The sequence below is a fragment of the Puniceibacterium sediminis genome (assembly GCF_900188035.1).
Classification (GTDB): Bacteria; Pseudomonadota; Alphaproteobacteria; order Rhodobacterales; family Rhodobacteraceae; genus Puniceibacterium; species Puniceibacterium sediminis.
Map to the genome: position 1 here is coordinate 470,664 of NZ_FZNN01000001.1, position 17,649 is coordinate 488,312.

At 61.6% G+C, this 17,649-nt stretch carries 16 protein-coding genes; 15 read left to right on the forward strand and 1 reads right to left on the reverse strand.

The genetic code is table 11. The features are described from left to right. Positions 1-109 precede the first annotated feature (109 nt). On the reverse strand, positions 110-910 hold the full coding sequence (locus tag CHB75_RS02200) for a response regulator (RefSeq protein ID WP_089268868.1): 801 nt from the start codon (positions 908-910) through the stop codon (positions 110-112). 234 nt (positions 911-1,144) lie between these two features. Here CHB75_RS02200 and CHB75_RS21940 point away from each other — a divergent pair, with 234 nt between their 5' ends. The 15 genes from CHB75_RS21940 to CHB75_RS02265 all read left to right on the forward strand — a co-directional run bounded on the left by CHB75_RS21940 (position 1,145) and on the right by CHB75_RS02265 (position 17,626). Beyond that, on the forward strand, positions 1,145-1,237 hold the full coding sequence (locus CHB75_RS21940) for a NepR family anti-sigma factor (RefSeq protein WP_245840640.1): 93 nt from the start codon (positions 1,145-1,147) through the stop codon (positions 1,235-1,237). Next, entirely contained in the window at positions 1,234-1,791 is a 558-nt protein-coding gene (locus CHB75_RS02205) for an RNA polymerase sigma factor (RefSeq protein ID WP_089268869.1), read from the forward strand. Before CHB75_RS21940 ends, CHB75_RS02205 begins: the two co-directional genes overlap by 4 nt. A gap of 1 nt (position 1,792) precedes the next feature. Beyond that, a complete protein-coding gene (locus tag CHB75_RS02210; RefSeq protein ID WP_089268870.1) occupies positions 1,793-3,520 on the forward strand; it encodes a sensor histidine kinase in 1,728 nt (575 codons plus the stop codon). A 100-nt stretch (positions 3,521-3,620) separates the two neighbouring features. Next, the gene (locus CHB75_RS22330; RefSeq protein WP_281253175.1) at positions 3,621-3,746 is read left to right on the forward strand and encodes a hypothetical protein; all 126 of its coding nucleotides are present in this window, start codon (positions 3,621-3,623) and stop codon (positions 3,744-3,746) included. A gap of 173 nt (positions 3,747-3,919) precedes the next feature. Then, complete coding sequence (gene ade, locus CHB75_RS02215) at positions 3,920-5,614, forward strand: adenine deaminase (protein ID WP_089268871.1); 1,695 nt, start codon at positions 3,920-3,922, stop codon at positions 5,612-5,614. 213 nt (positions 5,615-5,827) lie between these two features. Beyond that, on the forward strand, positions 5,828-6,826 hold the full coding sequence (locus CHB75_RS02220; RefSeq protein WP_089268872.1) for an ArsJ-associated glyceraldehyde-3-phosphate dehydrogenase: 999 nt from the start codon (positions 5,828-5,830) through the stop codon (positions 6,824-6,826). Positions 6,827-6,882: 56 nt separating this feature from the next. Next, on the forward strand, positions 6,883-8,088 hold the full coding sequence (gene arsJ / locus CHB75_RS02225; protein ID WP_425439483.1) for an organoarsenical effux MFS transporter ArsJ: 1,206 nt from the start codon (positions 6,883-6,885) through the stop codon (positions 8,086-8,088). A gap of 135 nt (positions 8,089-8,223) precedes the next feature. After that, positions 8,224-9,486 (forward strand): imelysin family protein, encoded by a 1,263-nt coding sequence (locus tag CHB75_RS02230; RefSeq protein ID WP_089268874.1) that lies wholly within the window; start codon positions 8,224-8,226, stop codon positions 9,484-9,486. 120 nt (positions 9,487-9,606) lie between these two features. After that, on the forward strand, positions 9,607-11,181 hold the full coding sequence (locus CHB75_RS02235) for a di-heme oxidoreductase family protein (RefSeq protein WP_245840607.1): 1,575 nt from the start codon (positions 9,607-9,609) through the stop codon (positions 11,179-11,181). Then, positions 11,178-12,167: an imelysin family protein gene (locus CHB75_RS02240; protein WP_089268875.1), complete on the forward strand. Its 990-nt coding sequence runs from the start codon at positions 11,178-11,180 to the stop codon at positions 12,165-12,167. Before CHB75_RS02235 ends, CHB75_RS02240 begins: the two co-directional genes overlap by 4 nt. A gap of 2 nt (positions 12,168-12,169) precedes the next feature. Continuing rightward, positions 12,170-13,249, forward strand: coding sequence for a DUF1513 domain-containing protein (locus CHB75_RS02245; protein WP_089268876.1), 1,080 nt, complete (start codon positions 12,170-12,172; stop codon positions 13,247-13,249). A 96-nt stretch (positions 13,250-13,345) separates the two neighbouring features. Continuing rightward, positions 13,346-13,825 (forward strand): hypothetical protein, encoded by a 480-nt coding sequence (locus CHB75_RS02250; RefSeq protein ID WP_176439038.1) that lies wholly within the window; start codon positions 13,346-13,348, stop codon positions 13,823-13,825. A gap of 308 nt (positions 13,826-14,133) precedes the next feature. Continuing rightward, positions 14,134-15,570 carry a Glu/Leu/Phe/Val family dehydrogenase gene (locus CHB75_RS02255; protein ID WP_089268878.1) on the forward strand — a complete coding sequence of 479 codons (1,437 nt, stop codon included), beginning with the start codon at positions 14,134-14,136 and terminating at the stop codon, positions 15,568-15,570. 113 nt (positions 15,571-15,683) lie between these two features. After that, on the forward strand, positions 15,684-16,274 hold the full coding sequence (locus CHB75_RS02260) for a DUF6151 family protein (RefSeq protein ID WP_089268879.1): 591 nt from the start codon (positions 15,684-15,686) through the stop codon (positions 16,272-16,274). A gap of 98 nt (positions 16,275-16,372) precedes the next feature. After that, positions 16,373-17,626: a sarcosine oxidase subunit beta family protein gene (locus tag CHB75_RS02265; protein WP_089268880.1), complete on the forward strand. Its 1,254-nt coding sequence runs from the start codon at positions 16,373-16,375 to the stop codon at positions 17,624-17,626. Positions 17,627-17,649 lie beyond the last annotated feature (23 nt).

Sequence of the window (17,649 nt, forward strand, 5' to 3'; positions counted from 1 at the left end):
AAGCGCGCCACGGGAAACCGGGCGCGCTTTTTCTATTCGTGCTGTGTTCTAATCGTGCTGTGGGTGCGCAACCGCGGCGACGCCAAAGCGCCGCCGCAGTATCGCGAATTCAGACCTTCAGCGTTTCCGTAGACGAAAAGAACATCGCCTGCGAAATTGCGGAACGCACCTGATCCTCGGAGTAGGGCTTTGAGATCAGGAAGGCCGGTTCCGGACGCTCACCCGTCAGCAGACGCTCGGGGAAGGCCGTGATAAAGATCACCGGACGGTGACCCAGTTCCGCCAGCAGATCCCGCACTGCATCCACACCCGACGAATTATCGGCCAGCTGGATATCCGCCAAAATCAGATCCGGCGCGTCGGATGTCCCCAGCTTGACCGCCCCGTCGCGCGTGCGCGCCACGCCGGTCACACGGTGGCCCAGATCGGCCACGATGCTTTCCAGATCCATCGCGATGATCGCCTCGTCCTCGATGATCAGCACCCGGCCCGAAATGCCGTCGGCCATTTCCTGACGGGCAATCGTCACCAGATTTTCGGCCTCGTCACTGCCGATCTGCATGATCTCGGCAACCTCACCGAGGTTAAATTCTTCGATCGTATGCAACAAAAGCGCCTCTCGGCTGTTTGTTGTCAGACGCTGAAGATGTTTCTGCGCAATTGCCCGGGGGCCTGCGTCCTCTTCCTCAACCGGGGCACCGGTGGTGACCCAGATGCCATGGAACATGGCGAACAGTCCCACCTTGGGCGAAGAGGCGTCAGAAACGACGCTGCGATCGGCCAGAACCGCCTCCAGTGTGGCAGCTGCATAGTTGTCGCCACTGCTCTGGCTTCCGGTCAGCGCGCGCGCGTAGCGGCGCAGATACGGCAGAGCGGCGCCAACTTCGCTGCTTAGATCCACCTGTGTCATGTTTATTGTCCTTCCTGCACTTTTTCTGGAACCAAACGCCTGCGAACCCTGTTAGTTCCCAAGAAGAGCATGGCAAAGCGGTTTTTTGTCGTTTCTTTTAGCGCTGATGCGCAATCTGAGGTTTAGGACGCAGGGGCGCGTCCGAAAAGGTAAGGTACAAGAATGGCGCAGGATCGCAACAAGGCACGGCAGTCACAGGTAATCGACGATAATCTCAAGCGGGTCTATCAGGACATGCTTGAGCAGAAGGTTCCCGACAGGTTTCTCGATCTTCTGTCCCAGCTGAAGGGTCAGCAGGACGACGAAAATCATGGGGATTCCAAATGAGTGACGATCCCCGCGACGAAATCGTCGAACACCTGCCTGCGCTGCGTGCCTTCGCGCTCAGTCTGACGCGCAATGGCGCGCTTGCCGATGACATGGTTCAGGACAGCCTGGTCAAGGCCTGGACCAAGATCGACAGCTACCAGCCCGGCACCAACATGCGCGCCTGGCTCTTTACCATCCTGCGCAACACCTATTACTCGAACCGCCGCAAGGCGGGGCGCGAAGTGGCGGACGTGGATGGCATTCATACGGCGTCACTTTCCGAAAAGCCGGCCCATGACGGTCGCCTACAGATGAACGACTTTCACATCGCCTTTGCCAAGCTGAACGATGAACAACGCGAGGCGCTGATCCTCGTGGGGGCCTCGGGCTTTTCCTACGAAGAGGCCGCAGAAATGTGCGGAGTCGCTATCGGTACGATCAAAAGCCGCACAAACCGTGCACGTGCACGGCTGGCGGAACTCATGCATCTCGATATGGATGATGCGCTTGAAATGACTGACGGAGCGACCCTTGCGGTGATTTCCGGCAACCGCACCGCCTCGGTAGGCTAGCATGATCGGAGCAGCAGGGCCCCGCCCGCTGCCCGGCGGGCTGGCAGCGCGTATTATCGGCTTTCTGTCGATCGCGCTCATCCCTCTGGGTGTCGTGGCTTATCTTCAGACTGCCGAACTCAGTCAGGAAACCCGTGCCCGGTCGCAGCTTAGCCTGACCGCACTGACAGAATCCGCCGCCTCCGGAGAGCGTCAGACAATTCTGCGCGCTCTGGGCGCGGCGCAGGCGCTTGGTTCTGCGGCGTTGCTCTATCAGGGCGACGACGAAGAATGTTCGGCCATCTTCAAGGAATACGTCGAAACCAGGCCAAATGTCTCTTTCGCCGGCATCCTGTCGCATGAGGGTATCCTGCGGTGCTCCTCGGCTGGCGAAACCGTCGATATCTCGACCTCGCCAAACTATCGCTACATCATGGACAACCCGCGCTCGACCGTTCAGCTGAACGACACGCCGCGGATCAGCAAGCAAGCCGTGCTCATGGTCGCCGAACCGTTCATGCGCGATGGTGCCGTTGCGGGCTATGTCTCGATTTCGATCCCTGCGATCGGACTGCGTGACCGCGAATTTCCCGATCCCGACAGTGACATCGATGAACTGCTGACCTTCAACACCACCGGTCAGGTGCTGTCCTCGCGTTCGCCCCGGGAACACACGATGCAGCTTTTGCCAGACGCACTGGATCTGGCGACCCTCTCTGGTTCAACCGCCCGCAGCTTCAAGGCGCGTAGCGCTGACGGCAAGACGCGGATCTTTGCCGTCGCGCCGCTGGTGCCGGGGCTGGTCTACGCGCTCAGCATCTGGCCGGAAAACGGCAGTGCTGCCAGCGCCGTGCAGGTCAACGACTTTGCCAAGATCCTGCCGTTCCTGATGTGGGCGGCCAGCGTCATTGTCGCCTTCCTTGCGATCAACCGTCTGGTGATCCGCCATGTGCGCACCCTTAGCCAGCAGATGCGCAATTTTGCCCGCAATCGCCGGTTGCCACAGGAAACCGTCGGCGCGCAGATGGCGCTGGAACTGCGCGATATGGAAAGCGATTTCCTGCATATGGCCGATGCGATCATGCAGGACGAGGCGCAGTTGGAAAACGCCCTCAGGGAAAAGACCATCCTGCTGAAAGAGGTGCATCACAGGGTCAAGAACAACCTTCAGCTCATCTCGTCGATCATGAACATGCAGATCCGCCAGAGCCAATCGGAAGAAACGCAGATTGTCCTGCGTCGCCTGCAGGACCGTATTCGCGGCCTGGCGACGATCCACCGCAACCTCTACCAGACCGAAGATCTGGGCCATGTGGATGCCGGGCGCCTGCTTGATGATCTTATCCAGCAGATGTCACTGGTGGCTGACGAAACCCCCTTGCGGATCAAACTGGATACCGAGCTCGAAAACATTGAACTTTACCCTGATCAGGCGGTTCCGCTGTCACTTCTTACCGCCGAGGCGCTGACCAATGCGGTCAAATACATCCATCCGGATGAAACGGGCATGCCCCGCGTCTCGGTCAGCTTCAAACGCATCGACAAGACCCGCGCCGCCATCGAGATTTCCAACTCCTGCGACGCAGACACAGTCGATCCGACCCACAGCAACGGACTTGGCTCGCGCCTGATCCGCGCCTTTGCCACGCAGTTGGGCGGAGAACTCGAACAGGGACCAAAGGACAGTATCTATCTGGTCCGTGTCGAATTCACCCTGACCGATTTCATTCCCGAGGCGCGCGACTACTGACCGCACGCGACATCCCAAAACCGTGAACAGGACCCGGGCCCCGGAACCGGCACTGTCCTGCTCGCGTTGGGATGCCAAGGGCAACGAAAAGGAGCGAGCAATGACGACCGACGTCTTCATCGCTGGATTAGCCGCTCTCACATTGATTGCGGCTCTGATAGTGGCGCTCACAGGCAAGCGTGACCGGCGTGAACAGCGGGATAACGACAGATCCTCCATGGGTTAAGCCTCACTGAAACACGGATGCGCGCAAACCAGAGCGCAGGAAAAGCGGCGGGTCCCGACCTGCCGCTTTTTCTCTGTCCGGGGTAAAATGTTAAACATTCCCGCAGAGGCAGTCCTTTACCTCTTGCCCGTGATACGGTCTGCTAGGGGCAACTTAGCTGACAGGGGACTGACATGGCCGATCTCAACAGGCGCATCGCGCAGGCGCGCGGCGATGAACCCGCCGATCTGATCCTGCGCGGCGGGCAGATATTTGACCTCATGACCGGCGAAATGCTGACTGGTGACGTTGCCATCTGCGGTGACACCATCGTTGGCATCTGTGACTCCTATGAGGGCGCAAATGTCATCGACGTCACCGGCCTTACGCTGGTGCCGGGGTTCATCGACACCCATCTGCACATCGAATCCTCGCTTGTCACTCCGTTTGAATTCGACCGCTGTGTCGCCCCGCGCGGTGTCACCACCGCCATCTGCGATCCGCACGAGATTGCCAATGTCATTGGCGCCGACGGCATCCGCTATTTCCAATCCGCATCCGAACGCACCGTGATGGACGTCCTCGTCCAGCTTAGCTCCTGCGTGCCCTCGACCCATATGGAAACCGCCGGCGCCGAACTGCTGGCGACCGACCTTGCCGAGCTGATGGGCCACCCATCGGCCATCGGCCTTGCGGAATTCATGAATTACCCCGGCGTGATTCACCGCGATCCGGCAGCCATGGAAAAGCTCGCCCTGTTTGAAGGCGGCCATATCGACGGTCACTGCCCGCTGCTGTCTGGCCGCGACCTGAATGCCTATATCGCCGCCGGCATCCGCACCGAACACGAAGCCACCAGCGCGCCCGAGGCACTGGAAAAGCTGCGCAAGGGCATGCGCGTCCTGATCCGCGAAGGGTCGGTGTCCAAAGATATGCACGCCCTGCAGCCGCTGCTGAATGAACGCACCTCGCCCTACATGTGCCTCTGCACCGACGACCGTAATCCGCTTGATATCGCTGAACATGGCCACCTTGATTACATGATCCGCACCCTGATCGCGCTTGGCACGCCGCCGCTGGCCGCCTACCGCGCCGCGTCGCTTTCCGCGGCCGAGGCGTTCGGCCTCAAGGATCGCGGCATGATCGCCCCCGGAAAGCGCGCCGACATCGTTGCCATCGACTCGCTTTCGGGCTGCCACGCGCAGCTGGTTCTATGTGCGGGCAGGGTGGTCGATGACGCGACCTTTGCGGCGCGCGACATCATCCCCCCGGTTGGGCGCAATTCCGTCCGCGCCCCACGCGTCAGCCCGCAGGATTTCCGTTCCCGCGCCAACCGCACCGACACCGATGTGATCGGCATCCGCCCCGGCCAGATCCTGACCGATCACCTGCACGAAGATATTCCCGTGGCCGATGGCGACAAACTCCCCGATCCCGCCCGCGATCTTGCCCGGATCACCGTCATCGAACGGCACGGCAAGAACGGCAATATCGCCAACGGCTTTGTGCGCGGCTTTGGTCTGAAATCCGGTGCCATCGCCTCGACCGTCTGTCACGATCACCACAACATCGCCTGCGTCGGGATCGACTACGCCGACATGGCCCTTGCCGCCAACCGCCTGGCCGAGATTGAGGGCGGCTTTGTCGTCGCCTGTGATGGTGTGATCCTCGCCGAACTCTCCCTCCCGGTGGCCGGCCTCATGAGCCTTGAACCGTTCGAGGTGGTGCGCGACGCCCTGACCGATCTGCGCGCCGCCGCCCGCGGCCTTGGCGTCACGCTGGAAGAGCCGTTCCTGCAACTCGCCTTCCTCGCCCTGCCGGTCATCCCGTCGCTCAAGATCACCGACCGGGGCATGGTCGATGTGATGAAGTTCGAAATCCTGCCCTGACGTCGGCGCAGGGCGGGCCATACGCCAGCCATACGCAAACCATACGGTTTCCATACGCTTGCCATACGATGGTTTTTGACACCGGTTGTCATGAATCTGTCACATGCTGCGCCTATGCGTGCCGCCTTGATCGGGCCCCATGTGCAGTGCGTCGAGGCTGCTCGCCCCGGGGGCTGTGATTTGGTGGATATCGAATAATTACAAGGGTTTGCAATGACTACTTACGCCATAAACGGGCTTGGCCGCATGGGCAAGCTGGCCCTGCGCCCCCTGCTGGAAAGCGGCGCAGAGATCGCTTTCATCAACGACGCGGTCGGCGACCCGATGATGCACGCCCACCTGCTGGAATTTGACACAGTCCACGGTCGCTGGGATGCTGAATTCTCATACGATTCCAATAACATAACCATAAACGGAACACGCATTCCCTGCTACCAGTCACGCAACCTGAACGACCTGCCGCTGGCCGAAATAGACGTGATGATAGACTGCACCGGCCACTTCAAGACACCAGAACGCATCGCGCCATACTTTGCAGCAGGGGTGAAAAAGGTCGTCGTTTCCGCCCCGGTCAAAGACCCTTCAGTCGCCAACATCGTCTACGGCGTGAACCACAACACCTACGACCCCACGCGCCACAACATCATCACCGCAGCAAGCTGCACCACGAATTGCCTCGCTCCCGTTGTTAAGGTGATACATGAGGGTATTGGCATAAAGCACGGAATGATAACGACAATCCATAACGTGACAAACACGCAGACCATCGTTGATCGTCCAGCCAAGGACCTGCGCCGCGCCCGCTCAGCGCTCAACTCCATGATCCCTACGACCACCGGCAGCGCCACCGCGATCACTCTGATCTATCCGGAACTGACAGGCAAGCTGAATGGTCACGCGGTGCGCGTCCCGTTGCTCAACGCCTCGCTCACCGACTGCGTGTTCGAAGTCGAACGTCCCACCACCGTCGATGAAGTGAACGCCCTTTTTTCCGCCGCCGCCGACGGGGAGCTAACTGGCATATTAGGTTATGAGACCCGCCCACTCGTTTCCACCGACTACACCAATGATCCGCGGTCGAGCATCATCGACGCGCCGTCGACCATGGTCACCGACGGCACACAGGTGAAGATCTACGCCTGGTATGACAACGAATGGGCCTATGCTCACCGCCTGATTGACGTCGCCCGGATGGTCGGAGCGTCGTTGTGAGCCGACCCGAAGGCCTGTCCGCATACATCGCCGTTACGGCGGCTTACTGGGCCTTCATGCTGACCGATGGCGCGCTGCGGATGCTGGTGCTGCTGCACTTCCATTCCTTGGGGTTTTCGCCGGTTCAGCTGGCCTATCTCTTTGTTTTATATGAGATTGCAGGCATCGTGACCAACCTTTGTGCCGGATGGGTCGCGGCGCGGTTTGGCCTGACCTCGACGCTGTATGCCGGGCTCGCCCTGCAGGTCGCGGCGCTGCTCGCTCTGGCTCAGCTGGACCCGACATGGACCGTTCCAGCCTCGGTCGGTTTTGTCATGCTGGTCCAGGGCGCGTCCGGGGTGGCCAAGGATCTCGCGAAGATGAGCGCGAAATCGGCAGTCAAGTTGTTGGCCCCCAGCGGCGCGGGCGGGCTGTTCCGCTGGGTGGCTTTGCTGACGGGGTCCAAAAATGCGGTAAAGGGGGCGGGTTTCCTGCTGGGCGCGGCGCTTCTGGCGACGGTTGGGTTTGTCCCGGCGGTTTTGGGCATGGCGGCGGTTCTGTCGCTGATCCTTGGGGCGGTCATCGTCAAGATGCCGACAGGGTTACCAACAGGCCGCAAGGATGCGAAATTCAAGGAAATCTTTTCGGACAACGCCAATATCAACTGGCTCAGCCTTGCCCGGGTATTCCTGTTTGGGGCCCGCGATGTCTGGTTCGTAGTCGGCATTCCAATCTATTTTTACGCGGTCCTTTCGGACGGCAGTGAGGATGGCAACCGCACGGCCTTTTTCATCATCGGCAGCTTCATGGCCGTCTGGACGGTGCTTTACGGATTTGTTCAGGCCTCGGCGCCAAACCTGTTGCGTGCTAAAGACCGCCCCGAGTCCGAGATCGTTCACGTCGCCCGCCACTGGGCTGCTGGACTTGCGCTGATCCCGGCGCTGCTGGCCGCGCTGGTCTGGTTTGGCGGGGCGCCGTCAACCGGGCTGACTGTTGCGTTGATCACCGGCCTTCTGGTGTTTGGGGCGGTCTTTGCGGTCAACTCGGCGCTGCATTCTTACCTGATCCTGGCTTTTTCGTCAGGCGACAGGGTTACGATGGATGTCGGGTTTTATTACATGGCAAATGCCGTCGGGCGTTTGCTTGGGACTGTGCTGTCGGGGCTGACCTACCAACTGGGCGGCCTGCCGCTCTGCCTGACGACGGCCGCGGTGATGGTCCTGCTCAGCTGGGTCGCTGCGGTTAGGTTGACGACGCCAGAGATTCAGACGGAAAAACCATGAGCGTCGGCACGGCTTTATTAATGCCTACTAAAATAATCGGATTTGACTTGGCTGATTGAATTGGTCAGGTTGCGGCCATCGCGATTCCGTCGCGCACGGGGCGTAATGCTCATGATTTCACGGAAAGGGTTCCATATGACACGTCTCTTCCTTGCCAGCCTGGCCACCACCGCCTTGACGGCCTGCCCGGCCTTGGCCGTCGAAAAGTCCGAAGTGATAAGCACTTATGCCGACATTGCCGCCGCAAAATACGCTGACAGCCTGACCACTGCGCAGGCGCTGGACGCTGCCATCGACGCACTGTTGGCCGACCCGTCTGAACAGACGCTGGCGGATGCCCGCACCGCCTGGATCGCCGCACGCGTGCCTTACATGCAGACCGAGGTTTACCGCTTTGGCAACGCGATCGTTGATGACTGGGAGGGCAAGGTGAATGCCTGGCCGCTGGACGAGGGGCTGATCGACTATGTGGATGCGGCTTATGGCGGGGCGACAGATGAAAACGCCTATGCGGCGCTGAATGTCATAGCGAACCCGACCTTCACCCTGTCTGGCGAAACCGTCGATGCGACCGAGATTACCCCGGCCCTGCTGGAAGATACCCTGCAAGAGGCGGACGCGGTCGAGGCCAATGTGGCAACCGGCTATCACGCCATCGAATTCCTGCTTTGGGGCCAGGACCTGAACGGTACCGATGCCGGGGCAGGGACGCGTTCCTGGACCGATTATGCATCCGGCGATGCCTGCACCAACGGCAACTGCGACCGGCGCGGCGATTACCTGCGTGCGGCTTCGGATCTCATGCTCAGCGATCTTGAATGGATGGTCGCCCAATGGGCACCCGAAGGTGAGGCCCGCACGGCGCTGACCTCGGACGAAAACGCAGGGCTTCAGGCGATTCTGACCGGAATGGGGTCGCTGTCTTACGGCGAACTCGCTGGTCAGCGGATGAAACTGGGCGTGCTGCTGAACGACCCCGAGGAAGAGCATGACTGTTTCTCGGACAACACCCAGTGGAGCCACTATTACGATGCTCTGGGTGTGCAGCAGGCCTATCTGGGCGAATACACCCGCATTGACGGCACCCATATCGAAGGCGCGTCCCTTTCTGATCTCGTGGGCGCGGTGAACGCGGCTGCGGACACGGAACTGCGCGACAATCTTGACGCCACAATGGCCGAGATGCAGCAAATCGTTGACGCCGTGGATGGCGGCATGGCCTATGACACGATGCTGGCGCGCGGCAATGACACCGGCGAAGAGCTCGTCATGTCGGCCGTGGATGCGCTTGTTGCGCAGACTCGTTCGATCGAACGAGTCGTGACCGCGCTGGATCTTGGCGGCATCACGCTCGAAGGGTCAGACAGCCTCGACGATCCGAACGCGGTCTTCCAGTAAACCTATCAAGGTGCGGCGGCGCGTCCCGTTGAATTTGGGCGCCGCCGCATTCATGTTGCCAGAAAATCCTTGCCCTGTCCGGAGCCGATCCGGGTACGGCCCTCCCACGGACGTTTCGCAATGAGCCCCCTCGCACGCCTGCAGCTGATGATGATCGCGGCTTTGGTGGTCTGCGCCGGTTTCGCGCCTTCCGCGCGATCCGACATACCGAACGCGCTGTTCCAGCCGCATCTGGACGTGGTGCCCCGGACCAAAGCCGAAACTGGCCGTATCCGGTCTGCGACCCGGGCCACCACCGATTTTACCACGCCCGAACCGTTCGAGGCGAATTCCGGCGGCGCGGCAACCGTACGCGCGCGCGCGACGGCCGATGCCTTTTCCCAATCGTCGGGTAATATCCCCTTTGAACGCGAGCTGGATTTCAAGGTCGGCGACGGCTTGTTCCGCAAGCTCTGGGTGTCTTCTCCGTCCTCGACGCTGGTGTCGGACGGGTTGGGGCCGCTCTACAACGCACGGTCCTGTCAGTCCTGCCATCTCAAGGACGGGCGCGGTCACCCACCCGAGGGGCCACAGGACGATGCCGTGTCCATTTTCCTGCGCGTCTCTGTGCCTGCCGTGGATGATGCGCCGATGACCGATATAGAAGCCTTTCTTGCCGGAGTGGACGAGGCTGGCCCGCGCACCCGGCCCGATCCGGTCTACGGCGGGCAGATGCAGGATTTTGCCACGCAGGGCCACAAGGCTGAATACCGCTTTGACGTCCAATATACCGAGATGCCTGTCACGCTTTCGGGCGACGAAACCGTGACCCTGCGCGCGCCCACCTACGAAGCCGCCGACCTTGGCTATGGCCCATTGGCCCCCGGCGCGATGCTTTCGCCCCGCGTGGCACCGCAGATGATCGGGCTTGGCCTGATCGAGGCAATCCCAGCGCAGGACATCATGGCGCTTGCCGACCCGGAGGATGCCGACGGAAACGGCATTTCGGGGCGGGCGCAAAAGGTCTGGTCCTTCGAACACGGGCGCCCGATGCTGGGCCGTTTCGGGTACAAGGCTGGCGCGCCGTCGATCCGCGAACAGTCCGCTGCGGCCTTTGCGGGGGACATGGGGATTTCCTCGCCCATCTTTCCTGCGGGTTTTGGTGACTGCACCGCGGCGCAGGCCGATTGCCGCACCGCGCCCGATGGCAGCACCGGCAGCCCCGAAGGCACCGAAATCGGGGCAGAGGGGCTGGACCTTGTTACCTTTTACGCCCGCAACCTTGCTGTGCCCGCGCGGCGCGACGTGGATGACGCGCAGGTGCTGCAGGGCAAACAGGTGTTCTATGAAACCGGCTGCACCGCCTGTCACCAGCCGAAATTCGTGACTTCCCGGCTGGAAAATCAACCCGAGCAAAGCTTTCAACTGATCTGGCCCTATAGCGATCTGCTGCTGCATGACATGGGGCCGGGCCTTGCCGACAACCGTCCCGAGGGGCGCGCAACCGGCAGTGAATGGCGCACCGCGCCGCTTTGGGGCATTGGTATGACCGAAACTGTCAGCGGCCAGCAAAGCTATCTGCACGATGGTCGCGCTCGCACACTGCTCGAAGCGGTTCTGTGGCACGGGGGCGAGGCTGAGGCCCAGAAACAGGCGGTCATGGACATGCCCCCCGCCGACCGCACCGCCTTGATCAGATATCTGGAGAGCCTGTGAGACATTTCCCAAAGCTCATCGCCGCGCTGACGTTGCTGGCCAGCCCCGCCGCTGCCGATCTGGCCAGAGCGGTCGATGAACATATCCTGCCGGGCTACGCCGCTTTTGCCGAAACGACGGCGGCCCTGCACGATGCCGCCGTCGAAAGCTGCGCTCCCGACACGCTGCGCGCTGACTGGAACGCCGCCTTTGACGCCTGGATGCGCGTCAGCCACCTGCGCTTTGGCCCGGTGGAAGAGGCGGGCCGGTCTGTCATCATCGCATTCTGGCCGGATGCAAAGGGCATGACACCCAAGGGGCTGTCCCGCCTGATCGCGGCAGAGGATCCGATCGTGAATTCCCCCGAAGGGTTCAAGGATGTCTCGGTCGCGGCGCGTGGGTTGTTTGCGCTGGAATATCTGCTGTACGATGCGCAGTACGATGCGACGGCCCCATATACCTGCGACCTGATCCGCGCCGTGACCGCCGATCTGGCGGATATCGCAGGGGCCGTGTCCCACGAATGGCAGAACGGTTATGCCGACACGCTGCGGACTGCAGGCGCGCCCGGCAACGGCACCTATCTGACTGAAAACGAAGGCCTTCAGGTGCTGTTTACCAACCTCGTCGCGGGGCTTGAATTCACCGCGAACGAACGTCTGGGACGCCCTCTTGGCACGTTTGACCGCCCCCGTCCCAACCGGGCCGAAGCGCGCCGGTCTGAACGCTCGCTGCGCAACGTGGACTTGTCGATAAAGGCACTGAAGAATCTGACTGATACGCTGGTTGACGCGCCGCTGCCCCAGTCCGACGCTGCCTTTGATCGGGCGATACAAACGGCGGCTGAGCTGGATGATCCGACCTTTGCCAGTGTCAGCGACCCGAGCGGGCGCCTCAAGGTCGAGATCCTGCAACAAAAGGTCAAGGCCGCCGAGGTTGGCGTTCTTGCCGAAGTCGGCCCGGCGCTTGGCGTGGCTCAGGGGTTCAATGCCGGGGACGGTGACTGACAATGACCACACGCCGCAGCTTTCTGACAACGCTTCTTGCGGCCTCGGCCATGCCGACGCTGAGCTGGGCCGATGCGGGCAATCCCCGCTATCTGGCCGCGGCGCGTGAACCGGATGGTGGATATGCTCTGTTCGGGCTGAATGCCTTGGGTCAGGATACCTTTCGTGTCCCGCTGCCCGCGCGCGGCCACGCAGCCGCCGGGCATCCGCATAAACCGCTGGCCGTGGCCTTTGCACGCCGTCCCGGCACCTATGCGCTGGTCATCGACTGCGCCGATGGTCACGTCTTGCACCAACTGACCCTGCCAGAGCGGCGGCGTTTCAACGGCCACGGCGCGTTTTCGGCCGGTGGGGATGTTCTCTATACCTCCGAAATCGACGCGGCTTCGGGGCAGGGCGTGATCGGGGTCTGGGATGCGATGAGCGGCTATCGCCGGACGGGCGAATGGTCGTCACAGGGCATCGGCCCGCATGAAATTGCGCGCCTGCCCGGATCGGGTGATCTGGTTGTGGCCAATGGCGGCATCCGCACCGCGATGGACGATGAGCGCAGCAAGCTGAACCTTGACACGATGGCGCCGAACCTCAGCTATTTCAGTGCCGATGGGGAACTTCTGGACCAGATCAGCTTGCCTCCCGAGTTGCACCAGAATTCAATCCGTCACCTCGCCCTGCGGTCGGATGGATTAGTGTCTTTTGCCATGCAGACCGAAGATCCCGATGGGTGGTTTACCCCGCTTCTGGGGCTGCACCGGCGTGGCGCACCGCTCGTTCTGGCGGCAGCAACCGAGCCACAACAGATGCGGATGAAGGGTTATGCCGGCAGTATCGCGTTCAGTGGCAATGGCGCACAGGTTGCGCTGACCTCGCCTCATGGGGGCGTGCTGAGCCTGTTCGACGCTGCTGGTCAGTTCCAAGGGATGATGGCCCGCACGGATGTTTCTGGTGTCGGCCCGGCCGAAGGTGGCTTCATGACAACGGACGGGTTGGGCGGACTTTGCAGCATTGCGGGGGATGCCCTGTCGCCTCTCAATTCCGCTCCGCGCGCCTGGGACAACCATCTGGTGACGCTGCCGGTCTAGGCAGGCGTATGCTGCCTGTTCACCCTCTCCTACAGCCTAAACGGTTTCGCGCCCCGTCGATCCGCTGTAGAGGGGCGTGAACGGATGGGGGCAGGGATGGACGATACACGAATTCTGGCAGAGGTAAGCGCCTCGCCATTCCGGCGCGCGGTCGGGGTCGGGATGTTGTGGTTCCTTGGGGGGCTGCTGATCTATGTGGCGCTGACCACGCCGCCGAGCGTGAACTGGCAGATTTTTCTGGTACTTATGGGCAGCTGTGCGCTCTGGCTTGGCTATGTGATGATGCGCGCCACCAGCCTTGTCCTGCAGCTGACGGAACACGAACTGCGCGACAGCGCGGGCACGGTTCTGGCCCGGGTCGAAGATATCGAAAAGATCGACCGGGGGGCCTTTGCCCTCAAGCCCTCGAACGGGTTCACGCTGATCCTAAAACAGCCGCAGACGCGATGCTGGCGGCCGGGTCTGTGGTGGCGGCTGGGGCGGCGTGTGGCGGTGGGCGGCGTCACACCGGGCTCACAGACGCGCCTCATGGCTGATCTCATAGCAGCGCTGATCGCGGGTGAAAGCCTGATCTGAGGATCTGCGCGGTGGCTGAGGCAGCTTTTGATTGCAGCATCTTCGGCTGTCTGTGTACGGCCGAATTCGTGGGAATCCGGGCGTTCCACGGCGCAGATGTTCAAAGATATTAGCGTATTGTGAAGGTTTCTCGGTCTCTGTTGCCACACATGGCACAAGTCCGTCATTCAAGGGTCTAGGGCATTCTGATGCGTAATCTGGGGGCTCCGCAGATTTGGGGGCCTCATTCGGTATGGGCTGGACTAGTGTGAATGCACGAAAAACAGGCGAAACTGAGTCGCTGATCGTCATAGTTATTGGAGAACTTCATGTCTGCCACGCCCACCCAAGAGCCGAGCTTTCGCGAAAGCGTTGATCTCATGTTCACCCGCGCTGTTGCGCTGATGGACTTGAGCCCGGGGCTCGAGGAAAAAATTCGTGTCTGCAATGCCACCTACACGGTGCGCTTTGGAGTCCGATTGCGCGGTGGTATCCAGACCTTCACCGGCTATCGATCGGTCCACTCCGAACATATGGAGCCGGTAAAGGGCGGCATCCGCTTTGCCCCCAACGTGCATCAGGACGAGGTCGAGGCGCTCGCGGCGCTGATGACCTACAAATGCGCGCTGGTCGAAGCGCCGTTTGGCGGATCCAAGGGCGGCTTGCGCATCGACCCGCGCCAGTATGACGAACGCGAATTGGAACTGATTACACGTCGCTTTGCCTATGAACTTTGCAAGCGCGACCTGATCCACCCGAGCCAGAACGTTCCAGCCCCCGACATGGGCACCGGAGAGCGTGAGATGGCGTGGATAGCCGATCAATACGCGCGGATGAACACCACTGACATCAACGCCAAGGCCTGCGTCACCGGCAAGCCGCTGAATGCAGGCGGCATCGCCGGCCGGGTCGAGGCGACAGGCCGCGGCGTGCAATACGCGCTGCAGGAATTCTTTCGCCACCCCGAAGACATCGCCAAGGCCGGACTTTCCGGCAAGCTTGATGGTAAGACGGTGATCGTGCAGGGGCTTGGGAACGTGGGCTATCACGCGGCCAAGTTTCTGAGCGAGGAGGACGGCTGCCGCGTCACGGGGGTGATCGAATGGGACGGGGCCGTCACCGATCCCGCCGGCATCGATATCGAAGAACTGCGGCAGTGGATTGTCGCGAACGGCGGCGTGACCGGCTATCCCAAGGGGGCCGTCACAAAAGATGGCGATGCGGTGTTGGAAGAGCCTTGCGATATCCTCGTGCCGGCGGCACTGGAAGGGGTTATCAACCTGAGCAATGCCCACCGCATTCAGGCACCGCTGATCATCGAGGCTGCCAACGGCCCGATCACCGCCGGCGCGGATGAAATTCTGCGCGAAAAGGGCGCGGTCATCATTCCCGACATGTATGCCAACGCCGGTGGCGTTACGGTGTCCTACTTTGAATGGGTCAAGAACCTGAGCCATATCCGCTTTGGCCGCATGCAACGCCGTCAAGAGGAATCGCGCCACCAGTTGGTGGTGGATGAGCTTGAACGCATCTCGGAATCGCTCGGCAAGACATGGACGCTCAGCCCTGATTTCAAACAGAAATACCTGCGCGGCGCGGGCGAGCTGGAACTTGTCCGCTCGGGGCTGGATGACACGATGCGTATCGCCTACCAGTCGATGCGAGAAGTGTGGCATGGGCGCGAGGACGTGTCGGACCTGCGCACGGCAGCCTATCTCGTATCGATCGGCAAGGTCGCGGCAAGCTACCGAGCCAAGGGACTTTAAGCCCAGCAACTCTGCATGGCGGGCGGTGGCGCAGATCGGCCCCGCCCGCCTTTCCTTTGCGCGCGGAATCGCGCAGGGTCGTGCCGTGACTACGGCAAAGCAGAGGGTGCGACATGCAAACCGACCTGGACTTTTCCTGCGCTTGCGGCGCGCTCCGCGGTGTCTTGCACCACGCCGTCCCGGGCGAGGTGTGCCATTTGATCTGTTATTGCCGCGATTGCCGCGCCTTTGCACATCATATGGGGGTGGCGGATCAGCTTGAACCCGGTGGCGGCAGCCCCCTGATCCAAGTGCTGCCCGCCCGGATCGAGATCACCGCCGGGGCAGAGCACATCGCCTGCAAACGTCTGACGGAAAAGGGATTGCACCGCTGGTACGCCGATTGTTGCGGCACGCCACTGGCCAATACAGTGGGCACATCCAAAGTACCTCTGGCGGGCATGTGGCGGCCGCTGTTCGCGGATGTCGGCCCCTTGGGGCCGGTCGGTACCTACGGGTTCACCAAAATGGCGCTGCCTGGCACTGCTGCGCCGAAAAAGGACAAGGGGCTGGCCGCGATGCTGGGCGGGTTGCTGCGCCGGTCTGCCGCCGCCTATCTGGCCGGAACCGCCCGTCAGAGCCCGTTCTTTGACGCCGAAGGGCGACCCGTCGCCGAACCCAAGGTACTGAGCACGGAGGAGCGGGCGGCGGCTTATTCCGCATGAACCGCGCTTCGGTACGACAGCGACATCTTCTGTCGCAATCCTTCTAGGCCTTGCCTGCGTGTCGTTGCTAGGCTGAGCGGGTCGAAACGGAGTCGTTCATGAGATTTTCAGCCCTGCGCATCCTCCAGGAAGGCCTGACCGGCAATAAAGGCTGGACGCCCCACTGGCGCGACCCCGAGCCGAAGTCAGAATATGATATCGTGATCATCGGCGGGGGCGGCCACGGGCTGTCGACGGCCTATTATCTCGCCAAGGAACACGGATATCGCAACATCGCGGTGCTGGAAAAAGGCTATATCGGTGGCGGCAACGTGGGGCGCAACACGACGATCGTGCGGGCCAACTACTTTCTTCCGGGAAATTCCGAGTTCTATTCCAATTCGCTGAAGCTCTGGGAGGGGCTGGAGGCGGATCTGAACTATAACGTGATGCATTCGCAGCGCGGGTTGATCAACCTGTTCCATTCCGACGGCCAGCGGGATGCCTTTGTGCGGCGCGGCAATGCGATGATCACGCAAGGTGACGATGCGGTGCTTCTGGACCGAAAGGGGGTGGAGAAGCATCTGCCCTATCTCGATTTCGACAACACCCGTTTCCCGATCTACGGGGGGTTGCTGCACCCGCGTGGTGGCACGGCGCGTCACGATGCGGTGGCCTGGGGATACGCGCGCGGCGCCGACCAGCGCGGCGTGGACCTGCTCCAGAATTGCGAGGTTACCGGGATCGACATCGAAGGTGGTGTGGTCAAGGGCGTGCAGACCACGCGCGGGGCGATCCGGGCAAAGAAGGTCGGGATCGTGGTCGCGGGCCGATCAGGTCAGGTGGCGGCGATGGCGGGTATGCGTCTGCCGATCGAAAGCCATGTGCTGCAGGCCTTTGTGACCGAGGGGCTGAAGCCCTGCATCGACCATGTGGTGAGCTTTGGCATGGGGCATTTCTATATCAGCCAATCCGACAAGGGCGGGCTGGTCTTTGGCGGCGATCTGGATTTCTACGCATCATATGCGGCGCGGGGCAACCTGCCGATGAAAGAGCACGTGATGGAGGCGGCGATGACCCTGATGCCGATGATCGGCAAGGCCAAGGTGTTGCGCTCCTGGGGCGGGATCATGGACATGACGCCGGATGGCTCGCCTATCATCGACCGGACGGGGGTCGAGGGGCTCTATATCGATTGCGGCTGGTGTTACGGCGGGTTCAAGGCGGTGCCGGGCTCGGGCTTTGCCTTTGCGCATTTGCTGGCGACGGACCGCCCCCACGACAGCGCCACGCGGTTCCGGCTGGACCGGTTCCGCACGGGGCGGGGGCTGATGGACGAAGAAGGCACCGGGGCGCAGCATAACTTGCACTAGACACGGTTCGAGAGGGCGGATTT